General features: G+C 51.1%; 24 protein-coding genes. 4 read left to right on the forward strand and 20 right to left on the reverse strand.

Going from position 1 to position 26,699, the window contains the following annotated elements; translation table 11 throughout:
• Window positions 1-102: 102 nt before the first annotated feature.
• Window positions 103-1,182: a hypothetical protein gene (locus tag IB286_RS13065; RefSeq protein ID WP_190766274.1), complete on the forward strand. Its 1,080-nt coding sequence runs from the start codon at window positions 103-105 to the stop codon at window positions 1,180-1,182.
• A 68-nt stretch (window positions 1,183-1,250) separates the two neighbouring features.
• Here the strand turns inward: IB286_RS13065 and IB286_RS13070 are convergent, their stop codons facing one another.
• The 12 genes from IB286_RS13070 to IB286_RS13125 form a co-directional block, all read right to left on the reverse strand.
• Window positions 1,251-2,426 (reverse strand): pyridoxal-phosphate-dependent aminotransferase family protein, encoded by a 1,176-nt coding sequence (locus IB286_RS13070; protein WP_190766276.1) that lies wholly within the window; start codon window positions 2,424-2,426, stop codon window positions 1,251-1,253.
• A 135-nt stretch (window positions 2,427-2,561) separates the two neighbouring features.
• On the reverse strand, window positions 2,562-3,539 hold the full coding sequence (gene rpoS, locus IB286_RS13075) for an RNA polymerase sigma factor RpoS (RefSeq protein WP_190766278.1): 978 nt from the start codon (window positions 3,537-3,539) through the stop codon (window positions 2,562-2,564).
• A gap of 112 nt (window positions 3,540-3,651) precedes the next feature.
• Complete coding sequence (locus IB286_RS13080; protein ID WP_317889765.1) at window positions 3,652-4,464, reverse strand: peptidoglycan DD-metalloendopeptidase family protein; 813 nt, start codon at window positions 4,462-4,464, stop codon at window positions 3,652-3,654.
• Between the two features lie 56 nt (window positions 4,465-4,520).
• Window positions 4,521-5,444 (reverse strand): DUF368 domain-containing protein, encoded by a 924-nt coding sequence (locus tag IB286_RS13085; protein ID WP_223826389.1) that lies wholly within the window; start codon window positions 5,442-5,444, stop codon window positions 4,521-4,523.
• A 25-nt stretch (window positions 5,445-5,469) separates the two neighbouring features.
• On the reverse strand, window positions 5,470-6,108 hold the full coding sequence (locus IB286_RS13090) for a protein-L-isoaspartate(D-aspartate) O-methyltransferase (RefSeq protein WP_190766282.1): 639 nt from the start codon (window positions 6,106-6,108) through the stop codon (window positions 5,470-5,472).
• A 54-nt stretch (window positions 6,109-6,162) separates the two neighbouring features.
• Entirely contained in the window at window positions 6,163-7,248 is a 1,086-nt protein-coding gene (gene truD, locus IB286_RS13095; protein ID WP_190766284.1) for a tRNA pseudouridine(13) synthase TruD, read from the reverse strand.
• 2 nt (window positions 7,249-7,250) lie between these two features.
• A complete protein-coding gene (ispF, locus tag IB286_RS13100; RefSeq protein ID WP_190766286.1) occupies window positions 7,251-7,751 on the reverse strand; it encodes a 2-C-methyl-D-erythritol 2,4-cyclodiphosphate synthase in 501 nt (166 codons plus the stop codon).
• Complete coding sequence (gene ispD, locus IB286_RS13105; RefSeq protein WP_190766288.1) at window positions 7,748-8,464, reverse strand: 2-C-methyl-D-erythritol 4-phosphate cytidylyltransferase; 717 nt, start codon at window positions 8,462-8,464, stop codon at window positions 7,748-7,750. Before ispD ends, ispF begins: the two co-directional genes overlap by 4 nt.
• Complete coding sequence (ftsB, locus tag IB286_RS13110; protein ID WP_190766339.1) at window positions 8,464-8,748, reverse strand: cell division protein FtsB; 285 nt, start codon at window positions 8,746-8,748, stop codon at window positions 8,464-8,466. The genes ispD and ftsB overlap by 1 nt, the downstream gene beginning before the upstream one ends.
• 67 nt (window positions 8,749-8,815) lie before the next feature.
• Entirely contained in the window at window positions 8,816-10,099 is a 1,284-nt protein-coding gene (eno, locus tag IB286_RS13115) for a phosphopyruvate hydratase (protein WP_190766289.1), read from the reverse strand.
• Between the two features lie 52 nt (window positions 10,100-10,151).
• A complete protein-coding gene (kdsA, locus tag IB286_RS13120; RefSeq protein WP_190766291.1) occupies window positions 10,152-11,003 on the reverse strand; it encodes a 3-deoxy-8-phosphooctulonate synthase in 852 nt (283 codons plus the stop codon).
• A 25-nt stretch (window positions 11,004-11,028) separates the two neighbouring features.
• The gene (locus IB286_RS13125) at window positions 11,029-12,651 is read right to left on the reverse strand and encodes a CTP synthase (RefSeq protein WP_190766293.1); all 1,623 of its coding nucleotides are present in this window, start codon (window positions 12,649-12,651) and stop codon (window positions 11,029-11,031) included.
• A gap of 301 nt (window positions 12,652-12,952) precedes the next feature.
• On the opposite strand from IB286_RS13125, the gene IB286_RS13130 reads away from it, so the two are divergent.
• A complete protein-coding gene (locus IB286_RS13130; RefSeq protein ID WP_190766295.1) occupies window positions 12,953-13,756 on the forward strand; it encodes an inositol monophosphatase family protein in 804 nt (267 codons plus the stop codon).
• 81 nt (window positions 13,757-13,837) lie between these two features.
• Here the strand turns inward: IB286_RS13130 and IB286_RS13135 are convergent, their stop codons facing one another.
• The 4 genes from IB286_RS13135 to purL all read right to left on the reverse strand — a co-directional run bounded on the left by IB286_RS13135 (window position 13,838) and on the right by purL (window position 21,109).
• The gene (locus tag IB286_RS13135; protein WP_190766297.1) at window positions 13,838-14,146 is read right to left on the reverse strand and encodes a c-type cytochrome; all 309 of its coding nucleotides are present in this window, start codon (window positions 14,144-14,146) and stop codon (window positions 13,838-13,840) included.
• A gap of 71 nt (window positions 14,147-14,217) precedes the next feature.
• The gene (gene secF, locus IB286_RS13140) at window positions 14,218-15,141 is read right to left on the reverse strand and encodes a protein translocase subunit SecF (protein WP_190766299.1); all 924 of its coding nucleotides are present in this window, start codon (window positions 15,139-15,141) and stop codon (window positions 14,218-14,220) included.
• Between the two features lie 9 nt (window positions 15,142-15,150).
• Window positions 15,151-17,025: a protein translocase subunit SecD gene (secD, locus tag IB286_RS13145; RefSeq protein ID WP_190766300.1), complete on the reverse strand. Its 1,875-nt coding sequence runs from the start codon at window positions 17,023-17,025 to the stop codon at window positions 15,151-15,153.
• A 136-nt stretch (window positions 17,026-17,161) separates the two neighbouring features.
• A complete protein-coding gene (gene purL / locus IB286_RS13150) occupies window positions 17,162-21,109 on the reverse strand; it encodes a phosphoribosylformylglycinamidine synthase (RefSeq protein ID WP_190766303.1) in 3,948 nt (1,315 codons plus the stop codon).
• Between the two features lie 233 nt (window positions 21,110-21,342).
• Here purL and IB286_RS13155 point away from each other — a divergent pair, with 233 nt between their 5' ends.
• Together IB286_RS13155 and mltF are read left to right on the forward strand one after the other, a co-directional pair.
• Window positions 21,343-21,969 carry a 2OG-Fe(II) oxygenase family protein gene (locus IB286_RS13155; protein ID WP_190766305.1) on the forward strand — a complete coding sequence of 209 codons (627 nt, stop codon included), beginning with the start codon at window positions 21,343-21,345 and terminating at the stop codon, window positions 21,967-21,969.
• A complete protein-coding gene (gene mltF, locus IB286_RS13160; RefSeq protein WP_190766307.1) occupies window positions 21,966-23,405 on the forward strand; it encodes a membrane-bound lytic murein transglycosylase MltF in 1,440 nt (479 codons plus the stop codon). Before IB286_RS13155 ends, mltF begins: the two co-directional genes overlap by 4 nt.
• Window positions 23,406-23,434: 29 nt before the next feature.
• On the opposite strand, the gene IB286_RS13165 is transcribed toward mltF, so the two are convergent.
• The 4 genes from IB286_RS13165 to IB286_RS15750 are packed head-to-tail and all read right to left on the reverse strand — an operon-like array spanning window position 23,435 to window position 26,459.
• On the reverse strand, window positions 23,435-23,857 hold the full coding sequence (locus IB286_RS13165; protein ID WP_190766309.1) for a GFA family protein: 423 nt from the start codon (window positions 23,855-23,857) through the stop codon (window positions 23,435-23,437).
• Window positions 23,858-23,878: 21 nt separating this feature from the next.
• Complete coding sequence (gene tadA / locus IB286_RS13170; RefSeq protein ID WP_263399083.1) at window positions 23,879-24,367, reverse strand: tRNA adenosine(34) deaminase TadA; 489 nt, start codon at window positions 24,365-24,367, stop codon at window positions 23,879-23,881.
• A gap of 42 nt (window positions 24,368-24,409) precedes the next feature.
• On the reverse strand, window positions 24,410-24,805 hold the full coding sequence (locus tag IB286_RS13175; RefSeq protein ID WP_190766314.1) for a hypothetical protein: 396 nt from the start codon (window positions 24,803-24,805) through the stop codon (window positions 24,410-24,412).
• 10 nt (window positions 24,806-24,815) lie between these two features.
• Window positions 24,816-26,459, reverse strand: a complete 1,644-nt coding sequence (locus IB286_RS15750) for a hypothetical protein (protein WP_190766316.1) — start codon at window positions 26,457-26,459, stop codon at window positions 24,816-24,818.
• Between the last annotated feature and the right edge of the window lie 240 nt (window positions 26,460-26,699).

The following is a 26,699-nucleotide window of genomic DNA, read 5'->3' on the forward strand; positions in this document are numbered from 1 at the left end:
AATATCACCCCGCTTTCTTGACATACTTACAGAGCAGTAGAACACTCGCCCAGAACATTATTTTCTGTCTGAACAACATAATATAAATAAGGAAAATATTCGGTGACTCTTCTGCACTCCCAGCTATTGCGAATACTTGCCCTGCCTGCCCTCGTTTTTGGATTAACCGCCTGTGACGGCAGTATCCATAATGCGCCCTGCGATGCTGTTGATAACGCCACGCCTTATTGTGGCCTGCAGGCTCCCGAGGATATTGAATCCACACCTGATGGTCGCTATCTGATTTTGTCTCATTTTGGCGGACTGACCAGCGCACATTCTGGCAGCATAGGTCTTTTCGATACCTTAGATTCTAGCCATCGCACGCTGTTTCCCCTTGATCAAAATCAAGATATGTCTTCTACAGAGCTTTGGGGCGATGAAAACTGTATTACGCCACCAGCGGCGAGTTTCTCTCCACACGGTATACATCTTTCGCAACGCGGTGATCAGCGCTGGCAGCTGCTTGTCGTAAATCACGGCAATCGCGAGGCCGTGGAATTTTTTGAATGGTTGCCAAACAGCAAGGAAATTTTGTGGCGAGGCTGCGCTCAATTTCCTGAAGGCAGTTACCTTAATGATGTTGTCGCCAGCCCCGAAGGTGGACTGCTGGTAAGTCATATGTTTGACAAGCACAGCAAGCTCGAACTGATTCAATCCTTATTCGGCAGCAATCACGGTCATGTGTGGTATTGGCGCCGCAATCAAATGCCTGAAGTGCTGATGGGCAGTGAAGGCAGCTTTGCCAATGGCCTGCAAATCAGTCCCGATGGCCGCTATTTGTTTATTAATATGTGGGCGGATGGCGAAGTCGTAAAAGTCGACCGTCGCAGTGGCACCGTGCTCGGCCGAGTCTCAATCAGTTATCCCGACAATAGCGCTTGGCTGCAGGATGGCCGTCTACTGGTAACTTCTCAGGAAATGGGCGGTTTTCTCCCCACCATTTGCACCAGTGTCGAGAATAGTTATTGCCCCTCGCCGTTTAAACTTGTTGCTGTTGATCCCGATACATTAGAGAGCGAAATACTCTATCGACATGAAGGCGCACCGATGGGCGCCGGCACCGTAGGTGTACAAAATGGCAAAGATATCTATGTCGGTTCCTATGCTGGAGACCGTTTATTAAGAGTGAGTTTTCCGTAATTCAGATATGCAAAAGGCCATCATTTAGATGGCCTTTTGCATTTTCGCTTTCTTTTAAAATCGCGTTTTTAAAGAAGCGCTTCCGCCGCAGCCAAGGCCGCTTCAACATCACATTGATAGCCTTGATCCTGCATCGCTTTCGCCAATGCCGAAATCAGCAGGCGAACATTCTCAGCGCGGGCACTGAAACCCATTAGGCCAATGCGCCATACCTTACCGGCAAAATCACCCAAGCCCGCACCAATCTCCAAGCTAAACTCTTCTAGCAGTTGTGCTCTCACCTTGGCGTCGTCCACGCCTTCAGGAATCCAAACACTATTAAGTTGTGGGAGGCGATATTCCGCATCCACCACAAACTCAATGCCCAGCGCATTCAAGCCGGCGGCCAGTGCATTGTGCATTGTGCGGTGGCGCGCCCAAGCATGCTCCAAACCTTCTTCCTGCAACATCACCAGCGATTCATGCAAACCGTACAAGGCATTGATTGGCGCTGTATGGTGGTAAGCGCGTTTACCGCCCTCACCCCAATATCCCAAAATCAAATTCATATCCAAGAACCAGCTTTGTACTGGCTGCTTGCGTGATTTGATAACGGCAATGGCTTTATCGCTAAAGCTCACGGGAGAAATACCCGGCGTACAGGAAAGACATTTTTGAGTGCCGGAGTACACCGCATCGACACCCCATTTATCGACATAAAGCGGCACACCGCCAAGTGAGGTCACAGTATCGACAATGCTTAGGCAATCGTATTGCTGGGCGAGCTGACACAGTTTTTCAGCATCACTTACCGCACCCGTAGAGGTTTCTGCATGAACAAATGCCAACACCTTTGCATCTGGATTCGCCTTAAGCGCAGCCTCAACCGCTGCCACATCAACCGGTTTACCCCAATCGGTATCAACGCGAATCGCTTCCGCACCGCAGCGCACTACGTTCTCGATCATCCGAGTACCGAACACACCGTTAACACAGACAATAGCCTTGTCGCCGCGCTCCAACAAATTGACAAAACACGCTTCCATACCCGCCGAACCCGGCGCAGACACCGGCAAAGTCAGGGCATTTTCGGTCTGAAATGCGTATTTCAGCAAGGCTTTACACTCATCCATCATGCCGACAAACAGCGGATCCAAATGACCAATGGTAGGACGGCCCAATGCTTCCAAAATTCTTGGGTGAACGTCAGAAGGACCGGGACCCATCAGGGTGCGATGCGGTGGATGAAAAGAAGTAATAGGCATAATCGTGTCTCAGTATCTGTCAAACTGGGGGTGAATTTTAGAGACTTGGGAGGGAAAAGCCCAGCCGGGACTTTGGAGTAATTCAATAACAGCGGTATCCGGCTTAAATACCGCTGTTATCGAAGCTCAGGAAAGCTAAAACTCCGTATCCTGAAATATTGCGTGGGCATTCAAGCCACTTTCTTCAAAAGCCGTGCGCATTAACTTAAGCGCTTCCACCTGAATCTGCCTAACCCGCTCACGGGTCAAACCAATTTCTCGGCCCACCTCTTCCAATGTTGAAGAGTCATGCCCGCGCAGACCAAAGCGCCGCACAACCACCTCGCATTGTTTATCTGTAAGCGTATCCAACCAACGATCAATACTGTCGGCAAGGTTTTCACTTTGCAAAATATCACTGGGGTTTTGTGCCTGAGTGTCGGCGAGGGTATCCAGTAGAATTTGGTCTGAGCCCTGCCCTAGCGGAGCATCGACCGAGCCGACTCGCTCTTTGAGATTACACAGGCGTTTGGTATCAGCCAGAGGACAATTTAATTCCCGCGCCATTTCTTCCGGCGAAGGAATATGATCAAGTTTCTGACTTAATTCACGCTCAACTCGCAGATAGCTATTCAGCTCTTTAACCACATGAATCGGCAAGCGAATGGTACGGGTTTGATTCATGATCGCCCGTTCAATCGTCTGCCGAATCCACCAGGTGGCGTAAGTTGAAAATCGAAAGCCCCGCTCTGGATCAAATTTTTCTACCGCGCGAATCAGGCCGAGATTACCCTCTTCAACGAGATCCAAAAGGCTTAAGCCGCGATTGAGATAACGGCGAGAAATTTTAACTACCAGACGAAGATTACTCTCGATCATCCGCTGGCGACCACTCTCATCACCCTTGCGGGCAAGTCGCGCGTAGTACTTTTCTTCATCTGCGCTCAGCAGTGGCGAAAAGCCAATTTCATTGAGATACATCTGAGTGGCATCGAGACTGGTATTATCTCGGCGCCCTTGGGTAGGTGCTCGAAACTCAGGCTTGGGTGGGCTTTCCGATGGCGAGTCATCCTCGTAATCGAAATCCACTTCCTGCAGAGAAAAAGCATCCTTGTCTTGTTCACTGGTACGCATGTCGAACCCCTTATTTGAGTTGGTTTTGTTCCGACGACTACTTTTTATAATGGGATGACCGAAATGTCATCCGTACTTACCGCAGTTTTTATATCCCCCCTTTATGTTCAAATTATCTTCTTGGCAAAACCGTGACCGGATCAATGGGTTTGCCATTCTTGCGGATTTCAAAATGTAATTTAGGAATGTCCGTTCCCGAATCACCTAGCTCAGCGATGGTTTCGCCGGCAGCCACTTGCTCTCCTTCCTTTTTAAGCAAGCGACGATTATGGCCATAGGCACTTAAATAATTTTCCGAGTGTTTGATAATCAGCAAATTTCCGTAACCGACTAAGCCGCTACCCGAATAAACTACCACGCCGGCCTTTGACGCTGTTACAGGCTCGCCTATTTTTCCCTTAAGATCAATGCCTTTGTGCGCCTGCCCTGCCGCCACAAAACGGCGAACAATTGGCCCTGAGTGAGGCCAGCGCCAAGGTGAGCGATCATTGGCAATCACAATAGGTTTGGGAACAACCACTTTTGGCGTTACGGTTGGTGTGACTTTTGGCGTAAGTACTGGCGCCACAGCCGTTCCGTTTTTCCCACGACTTGCGGATTTTGAGGTCGCTGTTTGAACTGGTCTGCCTGGGATTACCGGCTTGGCAACCAAGGCGTGAGATGCTTCTTGAAGAATTAAAGTTTGGCCGGGAAAAATGGTATACGGCTGATCCAGATTATTCGCGGTCGCCAAGCGATCAAGATCAAAACCGTAGCGCCAAGCAATGGAAAACAAGGTGTCATTTTGCACAACCACATAATGGCTGGGCGGTTTTTCTGAGGGGTTGTAGCGATCAACAATCGGGGCAGCCGGTTTCGGTGTTGAACACGCACTCAACACCGCAAGAAAACACCAAATTACAAAAGGCTTTCTAAACCTACTCACAAAGGGCTTACGCATCTACAAAAAAATTTAACGAAGAGTAAAGCCTACCACACCCATCAGTAGGATTCCGGCTGTTGTTCCTGCTTGCGCTGCGAGATCGATTCCAAGCCCAGCACTAATAGCAGACCAGCGATCATCAGCAACACACACAGCGCAATGCCCGCCAAGGACATCTCACTTTGCCACGGTAAAATATTTGCCGCCGTGACCATTGAGCCATGACCATCTTGCAAGTCACCTAAAGCTTTCCAGGGCCAGATAATGCTTAGAGAGCCAAGCAAAATCCCGGTCAGCAGTGCCAATAATGGCGCGCGATGCTGATGCAATAACCATGAAAGCACCCGCACAAAAGCGAGCAAACCACAGGCGCAACCCAAGGCAAAACACAGGGCTATCGTAATATCAAAAGACTTAATGGCACCGATAATGGGCTCGTACATACCCATTAGCAGCAGAATAAAACTGCCAGAAATGCCCGGCAGAATCATGGCACAAATCGCCAATGCGCCTGACAGAAATACAGTCAGCGGCGTGACGGTTAACTGGCCCGGATGAATAACACCAATACCTATTGCAGCAGCAACACCGCCCAACAACCAAAGCAATCGACCTTTGGCCGCAGGAATTTGTCGATAGACAAACCAAGCTGAGGCCAAAATCAAACCGAAGAAAAACGCGGAAACAAATTGCGGATATTGCTCGAGGCCATAGCTTATAAATTTCGCCAAGGAGACAACGCTTACCGCAATGCCCAAAAACAAGCACAGCAAAAAATTGCCATTTATGTGCTGCCAAAAAGCGGAAGGCCCTTGTTGAAACAGCGCTTTTAGGGCGACGAGATTACAAGATTTAATGCTTTCTATCAGCTCGTCGTAGATATTGGTAATGAACGCAACCGTGCCACCGGAAACACCGGGAACCACGTCTGCGGCGCCCATTGCCATGCCACGAAAAAAAACGCCGAAATAATGGGAATTCATTTTATCAATCCATTGAGAGCAGAGTTCAGGCGATCACACCTGACACTAAGGGGACAAACAACACCGGCTCAACCTTGGTTTCTTCAATACCCTTCTCGGTGCGATCGAAAACATGCAAGTACTGGCGCTGTCCTTGGGGGCCAATGGGAATCACCAAACGTCCGCCGACCGCTAATTGATCGAGCAAATCCTGAGGGACAACCTCCGGCGCAGCGGCGGATAAAATCGCATCAAAGGGCCCGCGCTGGGGCCAGCCCATTCCGCCATCGGCATGACGAAGATGCACATTGCGAAAGCCAAGTTGGCGCATCCGACCACGGGCTTTTTCCATCAGCGGCAATATACGCTCAACGCTATAAATGGTGCCGCACAATTGGGCGAGAATCGCCGTTTGGTAGCCCGAACCGGAACCCACTTCTAACACTTTCTCGCGCGGGCCATTTTGTAATAACAGCTCGGTCATTCGGGCGACAATATAAGGTTGGGAGAGGGTTTGCTGAAAGCCGATGGGGAGTGCACTGTCTTCGTAGGCGCGATGGGCGAGCGCCTCATCGAGAAATATATGTCGCGGGGTATTGCGAATCACATCCAACACATCCGTGTTTTGTATACCCTGCTCCTTGAGACGACCAATCAGTCTGTCTCGGGTACGTTGGGATGTCATCCCGATACCGCGTAAATTGCTCAATGTGAGTTTCTCGTAAAAACTGCTGCCTCGTTAAACGACAGGGGCTGGATGATAATCTACCAATTCTCGCACAAGGGCGGTAGCGAAACAGCCCCTAGGCAAGCTAAAACTGAGACTTAATTGATCGCCATTTAAAGCGCCGTCCAGCGCTTTGGGAATGACCCGTAAGCTGCGCCGCTCTGCTTTCAGGCCATTGGCGATCAGCAATTCACAAAACTCGGGATAGTGAGAAAAGACATCTTGCTCCAGCGCGTCTACCTCATCTGCTACTTGCAGCTTGCCCGGCTTGCCAAACAGTGGCCCAGAGGCGTGAATATCACCTGACTGTAGCCGCTGTGCAATTTCTGCATCTAGCTCGGCTGAAAAAACACTACCGCTATCGCGAAGACAAAACAGCTCGCCAGATAAGCCCTGGTTCCAACTGCCCTTTGCAATACGTGCAGACAATACCTGATTGAACAAATAGGACCGCGCAGAGGATAAAAACAGGCTGCGCTGCTGACGCCCCGCCGGGCTTTTGCCTTGCGCCCAAGCCAAGGCGCCGTATAGATTCCCGGCATTTCGACCAAAACGTTGCTCGCCAAAATAATTCGGGAAGCCCTGCTTGATAAGCTCAAGCTGCTCGATAAGGCGCGATTGATTCCCCTGCACATTGCCTAATTTAAGGTGAAAACGATTACCACGGTGGCTACCAATGCGCAGCTTTTGCCGATGCCGCCCGGCGCGTAAAACACGCCAACCCGCAAATTCCTCTTCGAGCTGCCCGGTAGAAATTTGCCAGCTAAAACAATCTTGCCAATCGCGCCCCTGTTTGCCGGGTTTATGAACACAAAACCACTGCCGGGTTAATGCCTGACGATCTTTTAAACCAGAATAGGTCACCGCTCGCTCAGTCACCCCAGCTAAACGCGCTAGCTGTTTGGCGACAAAGGCGGTATTTTCGCCCCGCTTCTCGACCCACAGCCAATCGAATTCGCCATCTTCGCTGAACTCGACCTCGAAAATTTCTTCAACTTCGAAATCGTCAGGATGCTCGCGAAGGCTGCCACGACAAGCTGGCCCGCCGTAGGCAAAAGCTATTTTCAGAGGATCAAATTGCGGGCTGCTTTCAGACATTTTTAAGCGCTTATCTTCTCGAGCAACACTACTGCATCGACCGCAATACCTTCACAGCGACCAACAAAACCCAGCTTTTCAGTGGTCGTGGCTTTTACGCTGATCTGGTCAATATCCACCTTAAGCAGCTCGGCAATACGCTGACGCATCGCCACAATAAACGGCGCCAGCTTGGGTTTTTGCGCGGCAATAGTGATATCTGCATTACCAAGCTGATAGCCCTTTTCGTAAATTAATGCGTAGCAATGCGCCAATAACTGACCGCTATCAGCGCCTTTGTATTGTGGATCAGTATCGGGAAAGTGTTTACCAATATCACCCAGCGCCAGTGCTCCGAGCAAGGCATCCGTCAGCGCGTGCAGCGCCACATCGCCATCGGAATGGGCAAGCAAGGGCCGCTCAGCCGGGACCTTTACACCGCATAAAGTAATAAAGGCATCAGCGCTGCCATCATCAGCAAAACGGTGAACATCATAGCCATGACCGATACGAAGCCGACTCATAAAGCGCTCTCCTCCGCCTGCTGCAAAGATAAAAAGTGTGCCGCCAATGCCAAGTCCTGTGGGTAGGTGATTTTAATATTGCGGGCATTACCCAACACCACTTTGGCCTGTTTGCCAAACTGCTCGATTGCAGAGGCCTCATCGGTAACCGGCAAACCTCTAGCCAGACAATATTCAAGGGCCTGCTTTAGCTCAGCAAAGCGGAATAATTGCGGTGTTAGTGCACGCCAAAGCGCATTGCGATCAACGGTGTTTACCACCTTATAGTGATCATCGACCCGCTTTAAGGTGTCCACTACTGGCAACGCCAATAAACCACCAATACCATTTGAACCATCGCGCAGGGCCAATAGGCGATTCATCTCTTCAGCGGAAACACAGGGCCGCGCGGCATCATGTACCAGCACCCAGTCATCATCAGCAGCCAAGCCATTCAAGCCTTGCAAACCCGCCAGCACCGAGTCTGCGCGCTCTGCCCCACCATTCACTTTGAGTAGGCGATCAGAGTTAGCAATGACAAGGGAATCGAAATAAGCATCATCGGCACTCAAGGCGACAACAATTTTTGCCAACTCAGCAATACCAAATAAGACACCTAGACTGTGTTCAAAAACGGTTTTGTCGAGCAGAGGCAGGTATTGTTTTGGCGTTTCGACACCAAAGCGACGCCCCGCTCCAGCCGCCGGCACCACGGCCCAAAGCTTGGCAGCCATTATTTTTCTGGCTCCACAACGCGATAGAAGGTTTCGCCCTTTTTGACCAGCCCCATATCATTGCGGGCTTTTTCTTCGATGCTATCTAAATCGGTTTTAAGGCTCTCGACCTCACCGGCTAGACGATCATTTCGTGTTTGCAGCTTTTGGTTTTCTTGCTGTTGATGGGCGATTTCGCGATTCAGACTGACCACTTGCTCCCAGCTTCCGGGGCCAAACCACAGCCGATACTGCAGATAGGCAAGCATGATGAGAAGCAGAAAAAGCAAACGGCGGCGTGTCATGAGGAGGCGTTCAATACGCAAAGACAGGGGCAGCGCGGCTTGAAAAACCGCCACTGCCCTATCGGGATCAGGCGCGGAATTCGTCGCGGCCACGGTAAACCGCACCCAGTTCCGCTTCAATGCGGAGCAGGCGGTTGTATTTGGCTACGCGGTCAGAACGGCACAGTGAACCGGTTTTGATTTGGCCCGCCGCAGTCGCCACGGCCAAATCGGCAATAGTGGTGTCTTCGGTTTCGCCACTGCGGTGTGAAATCACGGCGGTGTAGCCCGCATCTTTAGCCATTTGGATCGCATCGAGTGTTTCACTCAAAGAGCCGATCTGGTTGAACTTGATCAGAATTGAGTTGGCGATGTTATTGTCGATACCGCGCTTCAGAATACTGGTATTGGTAACAAACAAGTCATCACCCACCAGTTGCACACGATCGCCAATTTTATCGGTCAGGGCTTTCCAGCCGTCCCAATCGCTTTCGTCCATACCGTCTTCGATAGAGATGATGGGGTATTTGCTGCTCAGCTCAGCCAGGTAGTCGGCAAAACCTTCTGCATCAAACTCTTTACCTTCACCGCTCAGGCAGTATTTGCCGTCTTTGTAAAACTCTGATGAAGCGCAATCCAGTGCCAGCGTAACATCTTCACCCAGTTTGTAACCGGCATTGGCAACTGCTTCTGCAATCACTTCCAGTGCCGCTTCGTTTGACGGCAAGTTAGGCGCAAAGCCACCTTCATCACCAACGGCAGTATTCAAGCCACGTGCAACTAAAACTTTTTTCAGTGCGTGGAAAATTTCCGCACCGACACGCAGGGCTTCGGTAAAGCTGGGCGCACCAACGGGTTGAACCATGAATTCTTGAATATCAACGTTGTTATCGGCGTGCTCGCCACCGTTAAGGATATTCATCATCGGCACAGGCATGCTGTACTGGCCTTCAGTGCCATTGATCTGGGCAATACGCTGATACAGGGGAATGCCTTTTTCAATCGCCGTCGCTTTTGCCGCCGCCAGAGATACCGCCAAAATTGCGTTAGCACCCAGATTCGCTTTGTTTTCAGTGCCATCGGCATCAATCATCGCTTTATCCAGGGCGCGCTGGTCGTCGGCATCCATACCCATCAGCAGATCGCGAATTGTAGTGTTGATGTTACCAACCGCTTTCAATACACCCTTGCCAAGGTAACGGGATTTATCGCCGTCACGCAGTTCCAGCGCTTCGCGAGAACCGGTAGAAGCACCTGAAGGCGCACAGGCCGAACCGGTGGCACCAGAGGCCAGTACAACCTCGGCTTCCACAGTTGGGTTGCCCCGTGAATCCATTACTTCAAATGCTTTAATATCGACGATTTCGGCCATGGCCAGACTCCCTGATAGTGTTAAATCTTGTTGTTAAAAATGTCTAAATTGATTATTTGATGTCTAGCTCGGGCAGATTTTTTGCCAGCTCATCAACCGCTTTCATTTGCGCCAAGAAAGGCTCCAGTGCCGTTAGTGGCAAAGCGCTTGGGCCATCACATTTGGCTTTGTCTGGATCGGGGTGGGCTTCAAGAAACAGACCTGCAAGGCCCAACACCATGCCGGCACGACCCAGCTCGGCAACTTGATGACGACGACCGCCAGAGGCCGCGCCCATAGGATCGCGACATTGCAAGGCGTGGGTAACATCAAAAATCAATGGCGCACCGCCGCTGACTTCGCGCATGGTGCGAAAGCCCAGCATATCGACAACCAAATTGTCGTAGCCAAAATTGCTGCCGCGTTCGCAAAGCATGATTTTCTCGTTGCCGCACTCTGCGAATTTCTCAACGATATTTTTCATTTGCGATGGGCTGAGGAATTGCGGTTTTTTCACGTTAATCACGGCATCAGTTTCAGCCATGGCGCGAACCAGATCTGTTTGTCTGGCAAGGAAAGCCGGCAACTGAATAACATCGCACACTTCGGCAACCGGAGCTGCCTGATAGATTTCGTGGATATCGGTAATCACCGGGATTTTGAAGGTATCTTTAATCTCTTGAAAGATTTTCAAACCCTGTTCCATGCCGGGGCCACGGAAGGAATGAATCGATGAGCGGTTGGCCTTATCGAAAGACGCTTTGAATACATAGGGGATATTCAAGCGGCTACAAACTTCCACATATTTCTCGGCGACTTTCATCGCCATATCGCGGGATTCCAGCACATTCATACCGCCAAATAACGTGAACGGCAGGTTATTGGCGACCTGCAGGCCCGCCACATCAATGATTTTATCTTGCATAATTATTCCTTGGCTCGGGCCTTTATCAGCCTTTATGGGCTAATGCCGCGTTGATAAATCCGGTGAACAGTGGATGGCCATCACGGGGTGTTGAGGTAAATTCCGGGTGGAACTGACAGGCAACAAACCAAGGGTGGTCTTCAACTTCTACCACTTCAACCAGACTCTTATCGGTTGACCAGCCACCGATGCGCAAGCCTTGCTCCTGCATCTGGCTCACATATTTATTGTTCACTTCATAGCGATGACGGTGGCGCTCGGTGATCTCGGCGTTACCGTAAATATCTTTGACCCGTGAGCCTTCGTTGAGATGGCAGAGCTGGGCACCCAGGCGCATGGTTCCGCCTAGGTCAGAGCTGTTATCGCGCTGCTCTACCCCGCCTTCACTCGTGGTCCATTCGGTAATCAGACCGACCACCGGATTGGGGCAGTTTTCTACAAACTCAGTGCTGTTGGCGTCTTTCAGGCCGAGCACATTGCGGGCAAATTCAATAACCGCTACCTGCATACCCAGACAAATACCCAGATAAGGAATCTTGTTTTCACGGGCGTATTGTACGGTGCGAATTTTGCCTTCAACCCCACGATTACCAAAACCGCCGGGCACCAAAATACCGTCTACACCGTCCAACACTCCAGTGCCGTTGGTTTCGATGGTTTCAGAATCGATGTAATTAATTTTGACCTTGGTATGGGTGTGGATACCGGCGTGCTTAAGCGCTTCATTGAGCGATTTATACGCATCCAGCAATTCCATGTACTTACCGACCATGGCGATAGTGATTTCCTGCTTGGGATTCAAATCACCATCGATCACTTTTTCCCATTCAGACAAATCCGCCGCAGGACAATCGAGGCCGAAACGCTCAACAATAAGGTCGTCCAAGCCTTCACTGCTCAGTAGTGAAGGAATACGGTAAATAGAATCTACATCGCGCAGGGGAATAACTGCACGGGATTCAACGTTGGTAAACAGAGCAATTTTCTGACGGCTGCCAAGATCCACTTCATGATCAGAGCGGCACAGCAGAATATCGGGTTGCAAACCGATGGAACGCAGCTCTTTTACCGAGTGCTGGGTCGGTTTAGTTTTGGTCTCACCGGCGGTCGCAATATAAGGCACCAAGGTTAGGTGCATCAGCATGGCGCGGGTTGGGCCCATTTCCACTTTAAGCTGACGGGCCGCTTCAAAGAACGGCAGACCTTCAATGTCACCCACGGTGCCGCCGATTTCGATAATCGCGATATCCGCATCACCAGCACCGGCAATGACCCGGCGTTTGATTTCATCAGTGATATGGGGAATAACCTGAACCGTTCCGCCCAGATAATCACCACGGCGCTCTTTGCGCAGCACGGTTTCATAAACGCGGCCGGTGGTGAAGTTATTGCGCTTGCTCATACGAGCGCGAACAAAGCGCTCGTAGTGGCCCAAGTCCAGATCGGTCTCGGCGCCATCGTCGGTGACAAACACCTCACCGTGCTGGAAGGGGCTCATGGTGCCCGGATCCACATTAATATAGGGATCCAGTTTGAGCATGGTTACGTTTAAGCCGCGGGCTTCAAGAATCGCCCCCAATGAAGCCGAAGCGATGCCTTTTCCAAGAGAAGAAACAACACCGCCAGTGACGAAAATAAAACGCGCCATGTCATGCCTTTGTTAGCAATTGAAGTGAACAGGGCCATAACAGAGCAGCAACTTACTCGACGTAAATGCTTGCGCTTGCCCCCGCTAGCAGGACCAGTGAAAGCCCTACCTGAGATGGGGGCTCAGTTTACCAGCTTGAGCCAGTGCTGTTAATACTCGAACCCAACTCTTACTTAGGGAAATAATCACTGCTATCAATATCTTGCATTATTTCCAAACAAGACCTAACTCCCTCTCTATGAGGACGCGACTGTCTGCTATAATCGCCGCCACATTGCTCGTACATTCAAGGCCTTAGTTTATGCAACCGATGTTAAATATTGCCCTGCGCGCGGCGCGCCGGGCCGGAGAGATTGTCGCTCGTGCTTCCGAGCAGATCGACCGGGTCAAAATTCAGACCAAAGGTGAAAACAACTTTGTAACTGAAATCGACCTCAAGGCCGAACAGGAAATCATAGCCCACCTTCAAAAAGCCTACCCCGACCACGCTTTTATCTGTGAAGAATCTGGCGAAACCGGCAACCCTGACAGTGACTACAAATGGATCATCGATCCGATTGATGGCACCACCAATTTTATTCACGGTATTCCCCACTACTGCGTTTCCATCGCATGTGTTTATCAGGGCCAACTGGAACATGCCGTGGTTCTTGACCCCATTCGCCGGGAAGAATTTACCGCCAGTCGCGGTCGCGGCGCTCAGGTTAATGGTCGCCGGGTTCGCGTTACCATGGTCAACAGCTTGGAAGGCGCACTCATCGGCACCGGCATTCCCTTTAAAGCCCGCTCCGAACAACACATTCCCGCTTATATGAAAAGTTTGGAAGCTGTAGCCTCCTCTACCGCAGGCATTCGCCGGGCAGGTTCGGCAGCGCTGGATCTGGCCTATGTTGCGGCCGGCCGTTTAGACGGATTTTGGGAAATTGGCCTGAACAAATGGGATATTGCTGCCGGCATTTTGCTGGTGCGTGAAGCCGGCGGTCTGCTGAGCGATTTCCAAGGTGGCGGCAGTTACTATGAAACCGGCAATATTGTTGCCGCCAACCCAAAGTGCCTGAAAAGTTTATTACAGGCCACTAAGCCGCACTTGGGTCATATTAAGTAAAGAACAGCGTCACAAAATAAAAGGGGAAGCCATTGGCTTCCCCTTTTTTGTGCTGCGAACTTGCAGATATTACACGGGCACTTACAAGCCAGAGTAGTACGCTGCCAGATTTTCAATATCTGCATCGCTCAGGCCAGAAGCCATACCCTGCATAGTAGAAGCCATGCCGCCCTGACGCTGACCGGCTTTATAAGCCTTGAGTGAAGAAATCAGATATTGCTCTTTCTGACCTTTCAGATTTGGGTACATTGGCACCATTGATACGCCATCCTGACCGTGACAAGCAGCACACATTGCCGATTTTGCCTTGCCCGCAGCGGCGTCGCCAGCCAGTGCGAAATTCGCGGAAGCACTCAGCAGCAGTGCCATTGCAATGTTCAGTTTTTTCATTTTGTTTTCCTCTTTCGAACCAGCCCACCCTGGAGCTGGCCACCACACTATAAAAAAATCAAAAAAGACGATTAAGGCAGATCGTCGATCTTACCATCTTCTTTTTCCAAGACGATGAGATCTTCTGGGGTAATTTTCATACTTACCAGCAGGCTTGCCACTACGTAAATAGACGAATACGTGCCCACGCCAATACCGATCAACAGCGCCAGCGCAAAGCTGTGAATCATATCGCCGCCCACCAGCGCCAGCGCCACCAATACCAACAAGGTCGTGCCCGAGGTAATTAAGGTACGACCCAAGGTTTCGGTGAGTGAGATATTGATGACTTCCTCGGTGGTATGACCGCGTAGTTTGAGCAAGTTTTCACGGATACGGTCAGCAACTACAATCGAGTCATTCAGCGAGTAACCGATAACGGCCAAAAGTGCTGCCAGTACCGTCAGGTCAAAATCCCAGCCAACCAGTGAGAACATGCCCACGGTGATCACCACATCGTGAGCCAAGGCGACAACCGCGCCTACCGCGAACTTGAGCTGAAAACGCATGGCCACGTAAATCAGCACCACAATCAGTGCCATCAATACGGCCATACCGCCCTGCTCGCGCAGTTCTTCGCCAACTTGCGGGCCAACAAACTCAATACGCTGCAACTCGACATGAGAGGCACTACTTTCCTGTAGCACTCCCAATACCTGCTCGCCCAATTTCGGGGTCATGCCCTGTGGCAGGCGCACCAGTACATCGGTATCAGAGCCGAAATTAACCACTACCGCACTTTCATAACCGGCAGCAGAAAGCTCACTTCTAACGTCTTCAAGCTTGGGGGCGTCCTCGTACATCACTTCAATTAGCGTACCGCCAGTGAAGTCCAAGCCGAAGTTCAGGCCGTTAAAACCCAGTTCAATAATAGAGGCTAAAACCAATGCCGCTGATAAAAAAGTGGCCACCTTACGGAGGGCCATAAACTTGATGATTTTTGGTGACTCAGTCATGGCAAATCCTTAGATAGACAGCTTTTCAACACGGCGTCCGCCGTAGATCAAATTGACAATGGCGCGGGTGCCCATAATGGCGGTGAACATCGAGGTCACAATACCCAGCGACAGGGTCACCGCAAAACCTTTCACCGGGCCGGTGCCAATAGCGTAGAGAATAACCGCCACCAATAAGGTGGTGATATTGGCATCCATAATGGTCACAAAGGCGCGACCATAACCTTGATCGATCGCATGTTGAGGCGATGTCCCTGAGGCCAACTCCTCTCTTATCCGCGAGAAAATCAGCACATTGGCGTCAACCGCCATACCTACAGTCAGAACGATACCGGCAATACCGGGCAAGGTTAGCGTCGCCCCAAGAATCGACATACAGCCAACGAGCAACACAAGGTTCGCACCCAATGCCAACACCGCAATACCACCAAATAAACGGTAGTAAACCAGCATAAACAGGGCAACCATGCCGAGGCCGATCTGTACCGACTTCAAACCAGCGGCAATATTTTCCGCCCCGAGTGAAGGTCCAACCGTGCGTTCTTCAACAAAATCGATTGGCGCAGCCAGTGCACCCGCCCGGAGCAAGAGTGCCAATTCGGGCGCTTCTCCGGGATTATCCAGACCAGTAATACGGAACTGCACGCCTAACGCATCTTTGATAGTCGCCAGACTGATGATTTTCTTTTCATCGTAGGGAATACGAATCGCCTGCTCGACCCCAGCTTCATCGCGCTCATAACGGGTGCGACTTTTACGCTCGATAAACAACACACCCAAACGGCGGTTAATATTGTGCCGCGTTACCCGGTGCATCAGCGTACCGCCCTCACTGTCGAGGGTGATGTTCACCTGTGGACGACCATTTTCATCAAAACTGGCCTGAGCATTGGCAACTTGCTCACCGGTAATAACCACTTCGCGCTCCAGCCAAGCATTGGGCTCACCATTGCCGGGGTTGCGGAATTCAAACTGCTCGCGGTCACCGGGCGCCGCATCAAAGCGCGCCTCTAGACGGAACTCCAGATTCGCAGTTTTGCCCAGAATCCGTTTTGCCTCAGCTGTGTCTTGAATACCGGGCAGCTCCACCACAATACGGTTGCGACCTTGGCGCTGAACCAAGGGTTCAGATACGCCCAATTCGTTGACCCGATTACGCAGGGTCGTCAAGTTTTGCGACACTGCATAGTCTTCAATTTCTTTACGCTTGCCTTCAGTAATAATGGCACTCAGAGCAAAGCCATCGCTTTCGCTACCCGCTTCATCTCGAGTGGTCTGCAATTCCTGATAGTTTTTGCGAATCAACGAGTAGGCCTGATCGCGGCTTTCTTCCGTGCGGAACTTGCCATGAATCACACCGTTTTCATCAAGGCTGACCAAACCACGCACACCCTCTTCGCGTAGGGATTTTTTAATGCCAGTGGTGTAATGCTCCAAACGAGTCGCAATAGCAGAATCCGTGTCTACTTCCAACAGAAAGTGCACACCGCCACTCAAATCCAGCCCCAACTTCATGGGTTGCGCACCAGCAGCCAGCAGCCAATCCGGCACATTTGAGGCCAAGTTCAGCGCGACAATATAAGAATCGCCCAGTGCGCGTTGAATAATTTTCTGGGCGCGAAGCTGCATGTCTTTATCATACAGACGCACTAAACCGCTCTTACCACTGGCATCGGCCGCCTCGCCAAAATGTTCAATACCTGCAGCATCCAGCGCTGCAGATACCCGAGTCATGGTGGCCTGATCGATCACGGTACCGCTGTTTTCTCCCGACACCTGAATAGCGGGGTCAGGGCGATACAGGTTCGGCGCGGAATACAACAAACCAATACCCAGCACAAAAACAATCAGCAGGTATTTCCAGAGAGGATATTTATTCAGCATAGTATTTCCAATTTCCGAGCCGGGTAGGTTCCCGGCTTCATGTTCCCAACGTATAGGGCACGACCCCATAAATGGGCGGCATTATTGTGATTTTCTATTACAACTTAACGGTCTTGCCGGGTAGTTTGAGCCTGACTTAGTCCACCCAAACACGGGCATTGCGGAACATACGCATCCAACCACTATCTTCAGCACTGCCTTTCGGCGCCCAAGACTGGCTGATCGTACGGAACACCCGCTCAGGATGCGGCATCATGATGGTCACTCGACCGTCTTTACTACACACCCCGGTCAGACCTTCCGGCGAACCATTAGGGTTGGCAGGATACTGCTCAGTAGCTTGTAGGTGATTATCAATAAAGCGCAGGCTCATCTGACCGCCAGCTTGCAACTGGGCCAGTTGATCCGCCGAGGCAAATTCAGCACGCCCTTCACCATGAGCGACAGCGACTGGCATCTGCGTTCCCGCCATCCCAGAGAATAAGATGGAGGGTGATTCTGGAATTTCAACCAGTGAGAAGCGAGCTTCGAACTGTTCTGAGCGATTTCGCACAAAACGCGGCCAATTTTCAGCACCGGGAATCAGCTCGTGCAGATTGGACATCATCTGGCAGCCGTTACACACACCCAAGGCAAAACTATCTGCGCGGTGGAAGAATTGCTCAAATTGCTCTCTTGCCCGAGCATTAAAGAGAACCGTTTTCGCCCAGCCCTCGCCGGCACCCAGCACATCACCGTAAGAGAAACCACCGCAGGCGGCGAGGCCTTTGAAATCTTCAAGGCTGACACGACCCTCAAGAATATCGCTCATATGCACATCGAAAGCGGCAAAACCTGCGCGATCAAACGCCGCCGCCATTTCCATCTGGCCGTTCACACCCTGCTCCCGCAGAATGGCAATACGCGGACGCTCACCGCGATTAATATACGGCGCCGCAATATCTTCAGCAGGATTAAACGTTAGATTGACACTTAATCCCGGATCATTTTCAGTGAGGCTGTCATATTCCTGTTGGGCACACTCAGGGTTATCGCGCAGCGACTGCATACGGAAACTGGTTTCCGTCCAGCGTTTTTGCAGAGCGAGACGATCCGCATTCAATACTTCTTGATCGCCAAAACGAACGACAACAGATGCGCCCTTAACTGGCTGACCAATCGTCGCTACCGCATCACCGCTCAAACCTTGATCAGCGAATACTTGCAGAACCGCATCGACACGATCGCGACGTACTTGGATCACGGCGCCGGCCTCTTCGGCAAACAATGCCCCCAAGGCACTGCCCTGCTCTGGCAGAGAAACATCCAAGCCACAGTGACCAGCAAAGGCCATTTCCAACAGTGTTACCAACAAACCGCCATCGGAACGATCGTGGTAGGACAGAATGTCCCCGGCTTCAAGCAGGTTCTGCATGGCATTGTAGAAGCCACTTAACAAAGCTGGATTTTCAATATCCGCAACCGCATCACCGACTTGACCGTACACTTGAGCCAAGCAACTCGCACCCAAGCGCTGCATACCCGGCGCCAGATTTACCGCCAGCAACACGCTCTCACCCGCATCCAATTGCAACTGGGGAGTGACGGTTTTACGCACATCGCACACGGGCGCAAACGCTGAAATAATCAAGGACATTGGCGCAGTAACGGCTTTATCTTCACCGTTTTCATTCCATGCGGTGCGCATAGACATACTGTCTTTGCCTACCGGAATAGTAATACCCAGCGCCGGGCAGAACTCCATGCCCACGGTTTTTACGGCGTCGTATAAACGCGCATCTTCATCGCCAACCCCGGCCGCGCACATCCAGTTCGCCGACAGTTTAATGTCCGCCAAGCTGCCGATATTGGGGGTCGCACCCGATTGATAACTCGCCGCCACAGCGACATCAGAAATATCTGCAATACGCGTTGCCGCAATATTGGTAATGGCTTCAGCCACGGCCATGCGCGCTGAGGCCGCCGCATTAACCAGTGCCGCCGGTGTGCGCTCGCCCATCGACATCGCTTCGCCGGTATAACCTTGATAACCCGAGGTAGTGACAGCGCAATCGGCTACCGGTACCTGCCAAGGGCCAACCATCTGATCGCGGTGCACCATACCCGTCACTGAGCGGTCGCCAATGGTGATCAGGAAGTGCTTCGCAGCAATCGTTGGCAAGCACAGTAATTTATCCAGTGCCTGCTCAACGCTAACACCGTCAAAATTTAGCGGCTGCAAGGACTCTGGAAGACGATTAACTTCGCGGTGCATTTTCGGCGGCTTGCCGAATAATACGGACATGGGCAAATCGACCGGCATATTGTCGAAATGACGATCGCCTAAGCGCAGAATTTTTTCTTCAGTCGCCTCACCAACAATCGAAAACGGTGCCCGCTCACGGCCACAAATCGCGGTAAAGGTGTCGACATCCTGTGGCGCAATGGCAATAACATAACGCTCTTGAGATTCGTTACACCAGATTTCCAGCGGCGACATACCCGGCTCGTCGTTGGGTACATTACGCAGCTCGAAATGACCACCACAACCGCCGTCTTTCACCAGTTCAGGGAAGGCATTAGACAAGCCGCCAGCACCCACATCGTGAATGAACGCAATCGGGTTGTTCTCAGCCATCGCCCAGCAACGGTCGATCACTTCCTGACAACGGCGTTCAATCTCAGGGTTCTGACGCTGCACCGAGGCAAAATCCAAATCTTCGCTGGACTGCCCGCTACTCATTGACGACGCAGCACCGCCACCCAGACCAATCAGCATGGCCGGGCCACCAAGAACCACCAACTGATAACCAGCAGCAAAAGGCTCTTTGATCACATGTTCGGATTTGATATTGCCGTAACCACCGGCAATCATGATTGGCTTGTGATAGCCGCGGCGCTCACTGCCGCTGGCGGTATTGACATCCAATTCATAGCTGCGGAAATAGCCACACAGGTTCGGACGGCCAAATTCATTATTAAATGCGGCGCCGCCAATGGGGCCTTCCAGCATAATATCCAGCGCCGTCACAATACGACCGGGCTTGCCGTAGTCCTGCTCCCAACTGTGTGAAAAATCGGGAATCTGCAAATTAGACACACTAAATCCGGTCAACCCCGCCTTGGGTTTTGAACCGCGTCCCACCGCGCCTTCATCGCGAATTTCACCACCGGCACCGGTACCTGCGCCGGGGAAAGGTGCAATTGCCGTGGGGTGATTATGGGTTTCCACCTTCATCAAAATATTGATGGCTTCTTCATTAAAGCCATAGGCGGTGGATTCTGTTTGAGGATAAAAACGCGCCGTGGTCGGCCCCGCCACCACAGCGGCATTATCGGAATAGGCGCTGAGCACCCCTTCACCGCCGCACTCATTGGTGTTTTTAATCATCTTAAACAAAGACAGCGACTGATCTTCGCCATCAATAGTCCAACTGGCATTGAAAATCTTGTGGCGACAATGCTCAGAGTTGGCCTGAGCAAACATCATTAATTCGACATCGTTGGGATTGCGCCCCAATTGTTGGAAGCTGTCAGCGAGATAATCGATCTCATCATCAGCCAGTGCCAAGCCCAAGGTTTTGTTTGCCTCAACCAAAGCCGGCGCACCCTGCCCCAGCACATCCACAGTCCCCATAGGGGCAGGCGCCTGCTCGGAAAACAAAATCTCAGCCGCGTCTGGGCTGTCGAGCACCACCTCGACCATGCGGTCGTGAATTGCGGCTTTAATCAGTCGAGTTTGCGCCTCAGTTAACGCCGGCCCTTCAACAGTGAATAACACACCGCGCTCAAGCCGCTGAATCATGTTCAGACCACAATTTTTGGCAATATCCGTGGCCTTGCTAGACCAAGGGGAAATCGTTCCCGGACGCGGCACCACAAAAAATGCCGTGCCACTGGGCTCTTCAACCTCACCGGCGGGACCGTACACAAGCAACTTACTAAGCACGGTCAACTGTTCAGGCGAGAGTGTCTCGGAACATTTTGCCAGATGCACAAAGCGGGCATGAATACCCTTGATATCTGGAATCTGCTGTTGCAGAGAAGCAAGAAGTTTTTCAATCCGAAAATCGGATAAGGCCTGGGCACCAGGAAGGATTAACATGCGTGACTGAACCTTAGTGTGGATCTGGAAAGCCGTGCATTGTAGCTGAATTAACGCCGAATTTTTATCGAAAACTTGCTTTTGATGATCACTAGCTGTGGCGGCCGCCTAGACTTCGTCGCCCCCCAAAGATATATTCCCAGACTAAGAATAAAGGGGTGAACACGACTTGTCATATTCACATGCCATAATAGGCGACCATTTATCACCCCAAAAATAGCCTAAAAAAGATTATGAGCGCCATATTAAACCTCCAAGCTATCAAAGACGCCCCGCTACAACTTGATCCCTATCCCTTTTTTACGCTTGATCGCAGCATCAATAGCGAGAAAGTAGACAATATTATTAATGCCTTCCCTGCACTGCCTGATGGCGGCAGTTACAACCTTGAAGACACCGAGTCCGCACCGGCCTTCGAGGAATTTACCCGCGCCATAGACAGCGTGGAATTTCGCCAGTTGCTGTGCGAAAAATTCGATGTTGATGTGATGAATTTGCCAATGATGATGACCTTGCGCGGTCACTCTAGAGCAAAAGATGGTCGAATCCATTCCGATTCCAAAACCAAGGTATTAACCATTCTGATTTACTTAAATCACGACTGGAATGCCGACACGGGTCGCCTGCGGGTATTGCGCAGTCAAACCGATATGGAAGACTACGTCACTGAAATTGAGCCCGGCCCCGGCAGCCTTTTGGCGTTTAAGGTCACCGATAATGGCTGGCATGGCTACCCCTCTTTTGTTGGCCCACGCCAGTCTATTCAAATTAATTTTCTGACCGGTGAAGGCGCCAATAAAAAGCATCGCTTTTTTCACGGCATCAGCGCCAAGCTGAAAAAACTTCGCAGACGGCTTTGATACGCAGACTTGCCAAGTTAATGCCCTGCTTGATTATCAACGCAGGGCTACTATTGACGGCTTGCAGTGAGCCGCCAGACACCCTTGAACAAGTTAAAGAGCGCGGGGTTCTACGGGTTCTCACCCGCAATGGCGCCACCACTTATTATGAAAATCAGGGACGACCAACGGGCTTTGAATACCACCTCGCCAAGGGATTTGCCAACCAGCTTGGCGTGGAGCTGGAAATTATCCCTCTGGTCAACCTCAACGACATTTTTGACGCCATCAAAGCCGGCAAAGGAGATATTGCCGCAGCGGGCCTAACCAAAACCCCGGCTCGAGAACAATTCCTCGATTTTGGCCCACCCTACCTCGATGTTAAACAGCTATTTGTCTACAACCGGGCGTTCTCCGAACCGATTGGCAGCATTAATGACCTTATCGGTCGACGTATCCGGGTAATTGGCAATAGCGCCCATGCCGAGCTATTAAACCAACTTAAAATCGATCATCCCGAACTTAGATGGGAAGAAAGCCAGGATCAGGAACCCGTCGATCTCTTTGAGATGCTCAGTAGCGGCGAGATCGACCTGACCATCGCCGACTCCAGCGACTTCTATACCAATCGCCCCTTTTATCCCGACTTTCGCATCGCACTGCTCGGCGGTGACACCGTTCAAGTGGCGTGGGCAATGGCCAAAGGCGCGCAGTCTGCGTCACTGCTCAATGAGATACAGGCCTATTTCGACAAAATTGAAACCAACCACCGACTCAGCTCACTGAAGGATCAGTTTTTCAATCTCGATGAAGACATCCGCTTTATTAACACCCACACTTTTATGGAGCTAAAAAACAAGCGGCTACCCAAATATCGTCAGCTTATTGAGCAAGTTGCGGTGGAATACGATATTGACTGGCGATTGCTTGCAGCGATCAGCTATCAAGAATCTCACTGGAATCCCAAGGCCAAATCCCCCACCGGGGTGCGCGGCTTTATGATGTTGACGCTACCCACCGCTGAAGAACTCGATGTTGATGACCGGCTCGACACTTTGCAGAGTTTGCGCGGCGGTGCCAGATATTATTTGCAGCTCTACAACCGACTCAGCAAATCCATTCCGCCAAGCGAGAAAAAATGGTTCGCGCTTGCCGCCTACAATATGGGAATTGGACACCTTAGAGACGCGCGCAAACTCACTGAAATGAATGGCGGCGATCCTAGTTTGTGGCGAGACGTTAAAGAAAATTTACCTCTGCTGCGACAGAGAAAATGGCACAAACAATTAAAATTTGGTTTCGCTCGCGGTGATGAAGCGGTGATTTATGTGGAGAATATCCGCAAGTATTACTCACTGCTCACCTGGGATGAACTCAACCAGTATCGAACTCCCCCACCACGCCGAGTGGCCGATCACCTCCCCGCCTCACTCATAGAAAGTATTCACGGTCTGTAGGTCTTAGCGCCTCTTTTTAAAACCTAAGCCTAAAGCTCTGGCTGCCCCATACAAACCTCTACCCCTTCTGGCAGTTGAAACCAATCCTGCTTTTCACTCACCCAAATATGTAAGCTCGGCTGAATAATAGAGGTATCGTCGAGGTTGGCGGGTTTGAGTTTAATAAAATCGTTGCGATCTGGGTCAAAGTGATATATCCGGTTTCCACATTCGGGACAGAACTTGGCAAAGTTCTTATTGCCACTTTCAGCCCAACGCTGCCACTCCTTCAGCTCACCAGAAAACACCACGCTTTCCGGCTTAACCAAGGCAGTAATACTAAAGGCGCTGGTGGAAAGCTTCTGACATTCTTTGCAGTGACAGGCCAGCACCGCCAAGGGCGCTTCCAGTAATTGATACGTCACCCCACCACACTGACAAGAACCGGAAATCGGATAGTTCGCTTCAGCCACGGAATTCTCCCTTTTGTTTATTTATGAGTTTTGCTGGCGCGCTTGTTTTTTCTCTTGCCGACGCCGAGCGAAAAAAGCCTGAATCAAATCAGTCGCCTGCTCAGCCATCACACCGCCAGTCCACGCCGTTACATGATTTAACTGGGGCTGATCAAAAAAATGTAGATGACTACAAACCGCGCCTGCTTTGGGCTCAGTTGCCGCAAACACCACGCGCTCAATGCGTGAATGCACAATCGCGCCGGCACACATCGCACAGGGTTCAATAGTCACGTAAAGCGTAGAACCGGGCAGACGATAATTCTCCTGTAACTGCGCGGCTTGACGAATGGCAATAATCTCGGCGTGAGCGGTTGGGTCATGACTGGAAATAGGCTCGTTATAACCCTCACCCAAAACGTGATCACCACGAACCACGAGCGCCCCCACCGGCACCTCATCAATCTCGGCGGCTTTGGCGGCGAGCTCCAGCGCTCGCGCCATCCATTTTTCATCCTCTGAACCTATCAAAACTCGCTAGCTCTTTTTTTCCTGTTTATTGATACGGATGGCTTAGTTGCCACTGACTTTGGAACCTTTAACCAGTAATTCCTGTTGATTCGCTTTAACAGAAACATCTCTGCCATTAATTTCAATATCACCGCTTTTATTCATGCTGATTTGGGACTTGCCAACCCTCAGCACAATTTCATCCAGTGCTTGTAACTCCAGCTTTTTGCCGCCCATTACGCGGGTTCGACCCTGAACATTTATATTGAGATTTCTAGGCGCCATATTCGCATCTCCAGGCGCGCCTGTACTAGTCACACCAAGAGCAGCTTCTAATACCGCAAGCCGTCGTTCTAATAATGCAATGCGCTGATCACTGCTCGCATCAGCGAATACCGCGCTGCTACCCAGACCAATACAAAACAATCCCAGTAAACCCAAAACGCTGCGACTCACCATAATAAATCCCCTAAATTGTCGTTTTAATAGAAGGCTGCCCCAAGGTCTCCGCCACCTGCCTAACCCGTTGCTGCAATATCATTGGCGTCAATCCAGCATCTGCCGCCGTGATTCGTGATTTTACGTCGCGCTTTTTACTCAAGGTATTTAAGGCGCTCAATACCCCAGGCTTATTCAAATTGGCCTTTCGTATATATTCCATCAGCCGCTCCCGAATAAGCTGGGTTGGATCATCGGCCGCTACGGAAACCGCCGTCAAGGGCGTAATCAGTACGATCACCGAGCGGTTGCGCGTTAATTCTGTTTGCCGACTAAACAGAATATCCGGCCCCGGAATATCGCCCAACAAAGGGGTTTTACTCTTGCGCCCATCGCGTACATTTTCAGATAAGCCGCTTAACACCAGCGTTTCGCCAAACTTCACGTCCGCCGTCGCTTCAACCCGCTGTTTGAAGGTAGGCAACTGCTCGATGAAGGTACCAACCGACTGGTCACTAAAGAAACTCCGCTCGGCCACAACGCTTAACAGTGCGCCATCTTCACGAATTTGCATTGGCAAGAGCTGCAACCCCACGCCAATATCAACCTGATCCAAACTCGCCACATTGACCCCGGAGGTTTCCAACAACACTTGCTCGCCAACAAAAAAGCGAGAGGTCGTGCCTTCTACAGCGGTAATTGACGGTCTTGCGACCACGTCGTACCAGAGGTTGCCACGATTAAAGAGATTTAGATTGTAGGTAATTTCAGGAATCCGCAGCGCACGGGTTATTTGCGTTTGCCGCTGCTGAAAGGCGGTATCTCGAATCGAGGTTTTTAAATGCTCCGTCCCATACTGCGCCGTCAATCCGTCCAACAAGTTGAGGCCATAAGCCTTGGTTCGGCGCTCATCGGATAAAATCAGCGTTACCTCGACCCCCATCTGGCGATTCAACATGACCGGCCCCGGCAGTGAGCTGCTCGACTCAGCAATACCGATATTGGCGTCAAATTGAGCGAGTTGAATTAACTCATTCTGGCGAAGCCGAGTCTGATTTGAAAAATCCGCATCCAGACCATTCGATTCCAGTAGCGCCCAAAGCTCGGCGCGCTCCTCTTGCGGCAATTGCGCCGCGAGTAGCACCGCAACACGCCAGCTCAAGGGGTCGAGCTGCGCCGACTCATGAAGTGACAAAGCCAATGCCAGCGCCATAGCGCCATCGCCAACAAGGGTCGAGCTGGCTAACAAGCTGCGTTGATAATCTGAGTTAAAGGGATCTTCAATAATTGCGCGGGTCAATTGTTGATTCGCCATCGCGGGCTGGCCGCGTTGCAATTCGAGCAAACCCAATAGATAGCTCGCCTGAGCGACGAGCTCTGAAGGTGTGCCAACCGAACTGGCAATGCGATAGCCCACTTGCGCAAGCGCCAAGTTCGCATCACCCCCTTCAAGGTGATAACTCAGTGCATTTAGATAATTGAGTTCTGCATTCGAGGGCGCCGCCGTCAGCGCGGGCGCCAATTGTTCTCGAAACGCGGCATATTGATGCAGTGGAAAATACTCTAGGGCCAAGCTTCGATAATCAGCCGGTTGCCGGCCATCTTGAGGGAGCGCCAATGGGGAGGTGGCGACTTTTTGATTCAAACTACAAGCAGTGATAAACGTGCTAAGCACTAGAATTATGCCAAGCTTAAAGAAACCGTCCTTGCTCATCATACGCCTCATCAGCGAGTTGTCAGATGATCTTTTTACTCGGCCTTGCGCATCGCCGCAATCAAAATTTATTGACTTTGTAATCCCCCCATTTACCGCAACAGCTATTCGTAGAATTTAAGCTGCTTTTAGCAGTTGTCTTGGAGGTATGCCTCCTATCGCCGAGTTGGGCCGTTCATTGTTGTACATCCAGAGCCACTC

The sequence above is a fragment of the Spongiibacter pelagi genome, from assembly GCF_014705705.1.
GTDB classification, from domain to species: Bacteria; Pseudomonadota; Gammaproteobacteria; order Pseudomonadales; family Spongiibacteraceae; genus Spongiibacter; species Spongiibacter pelagi.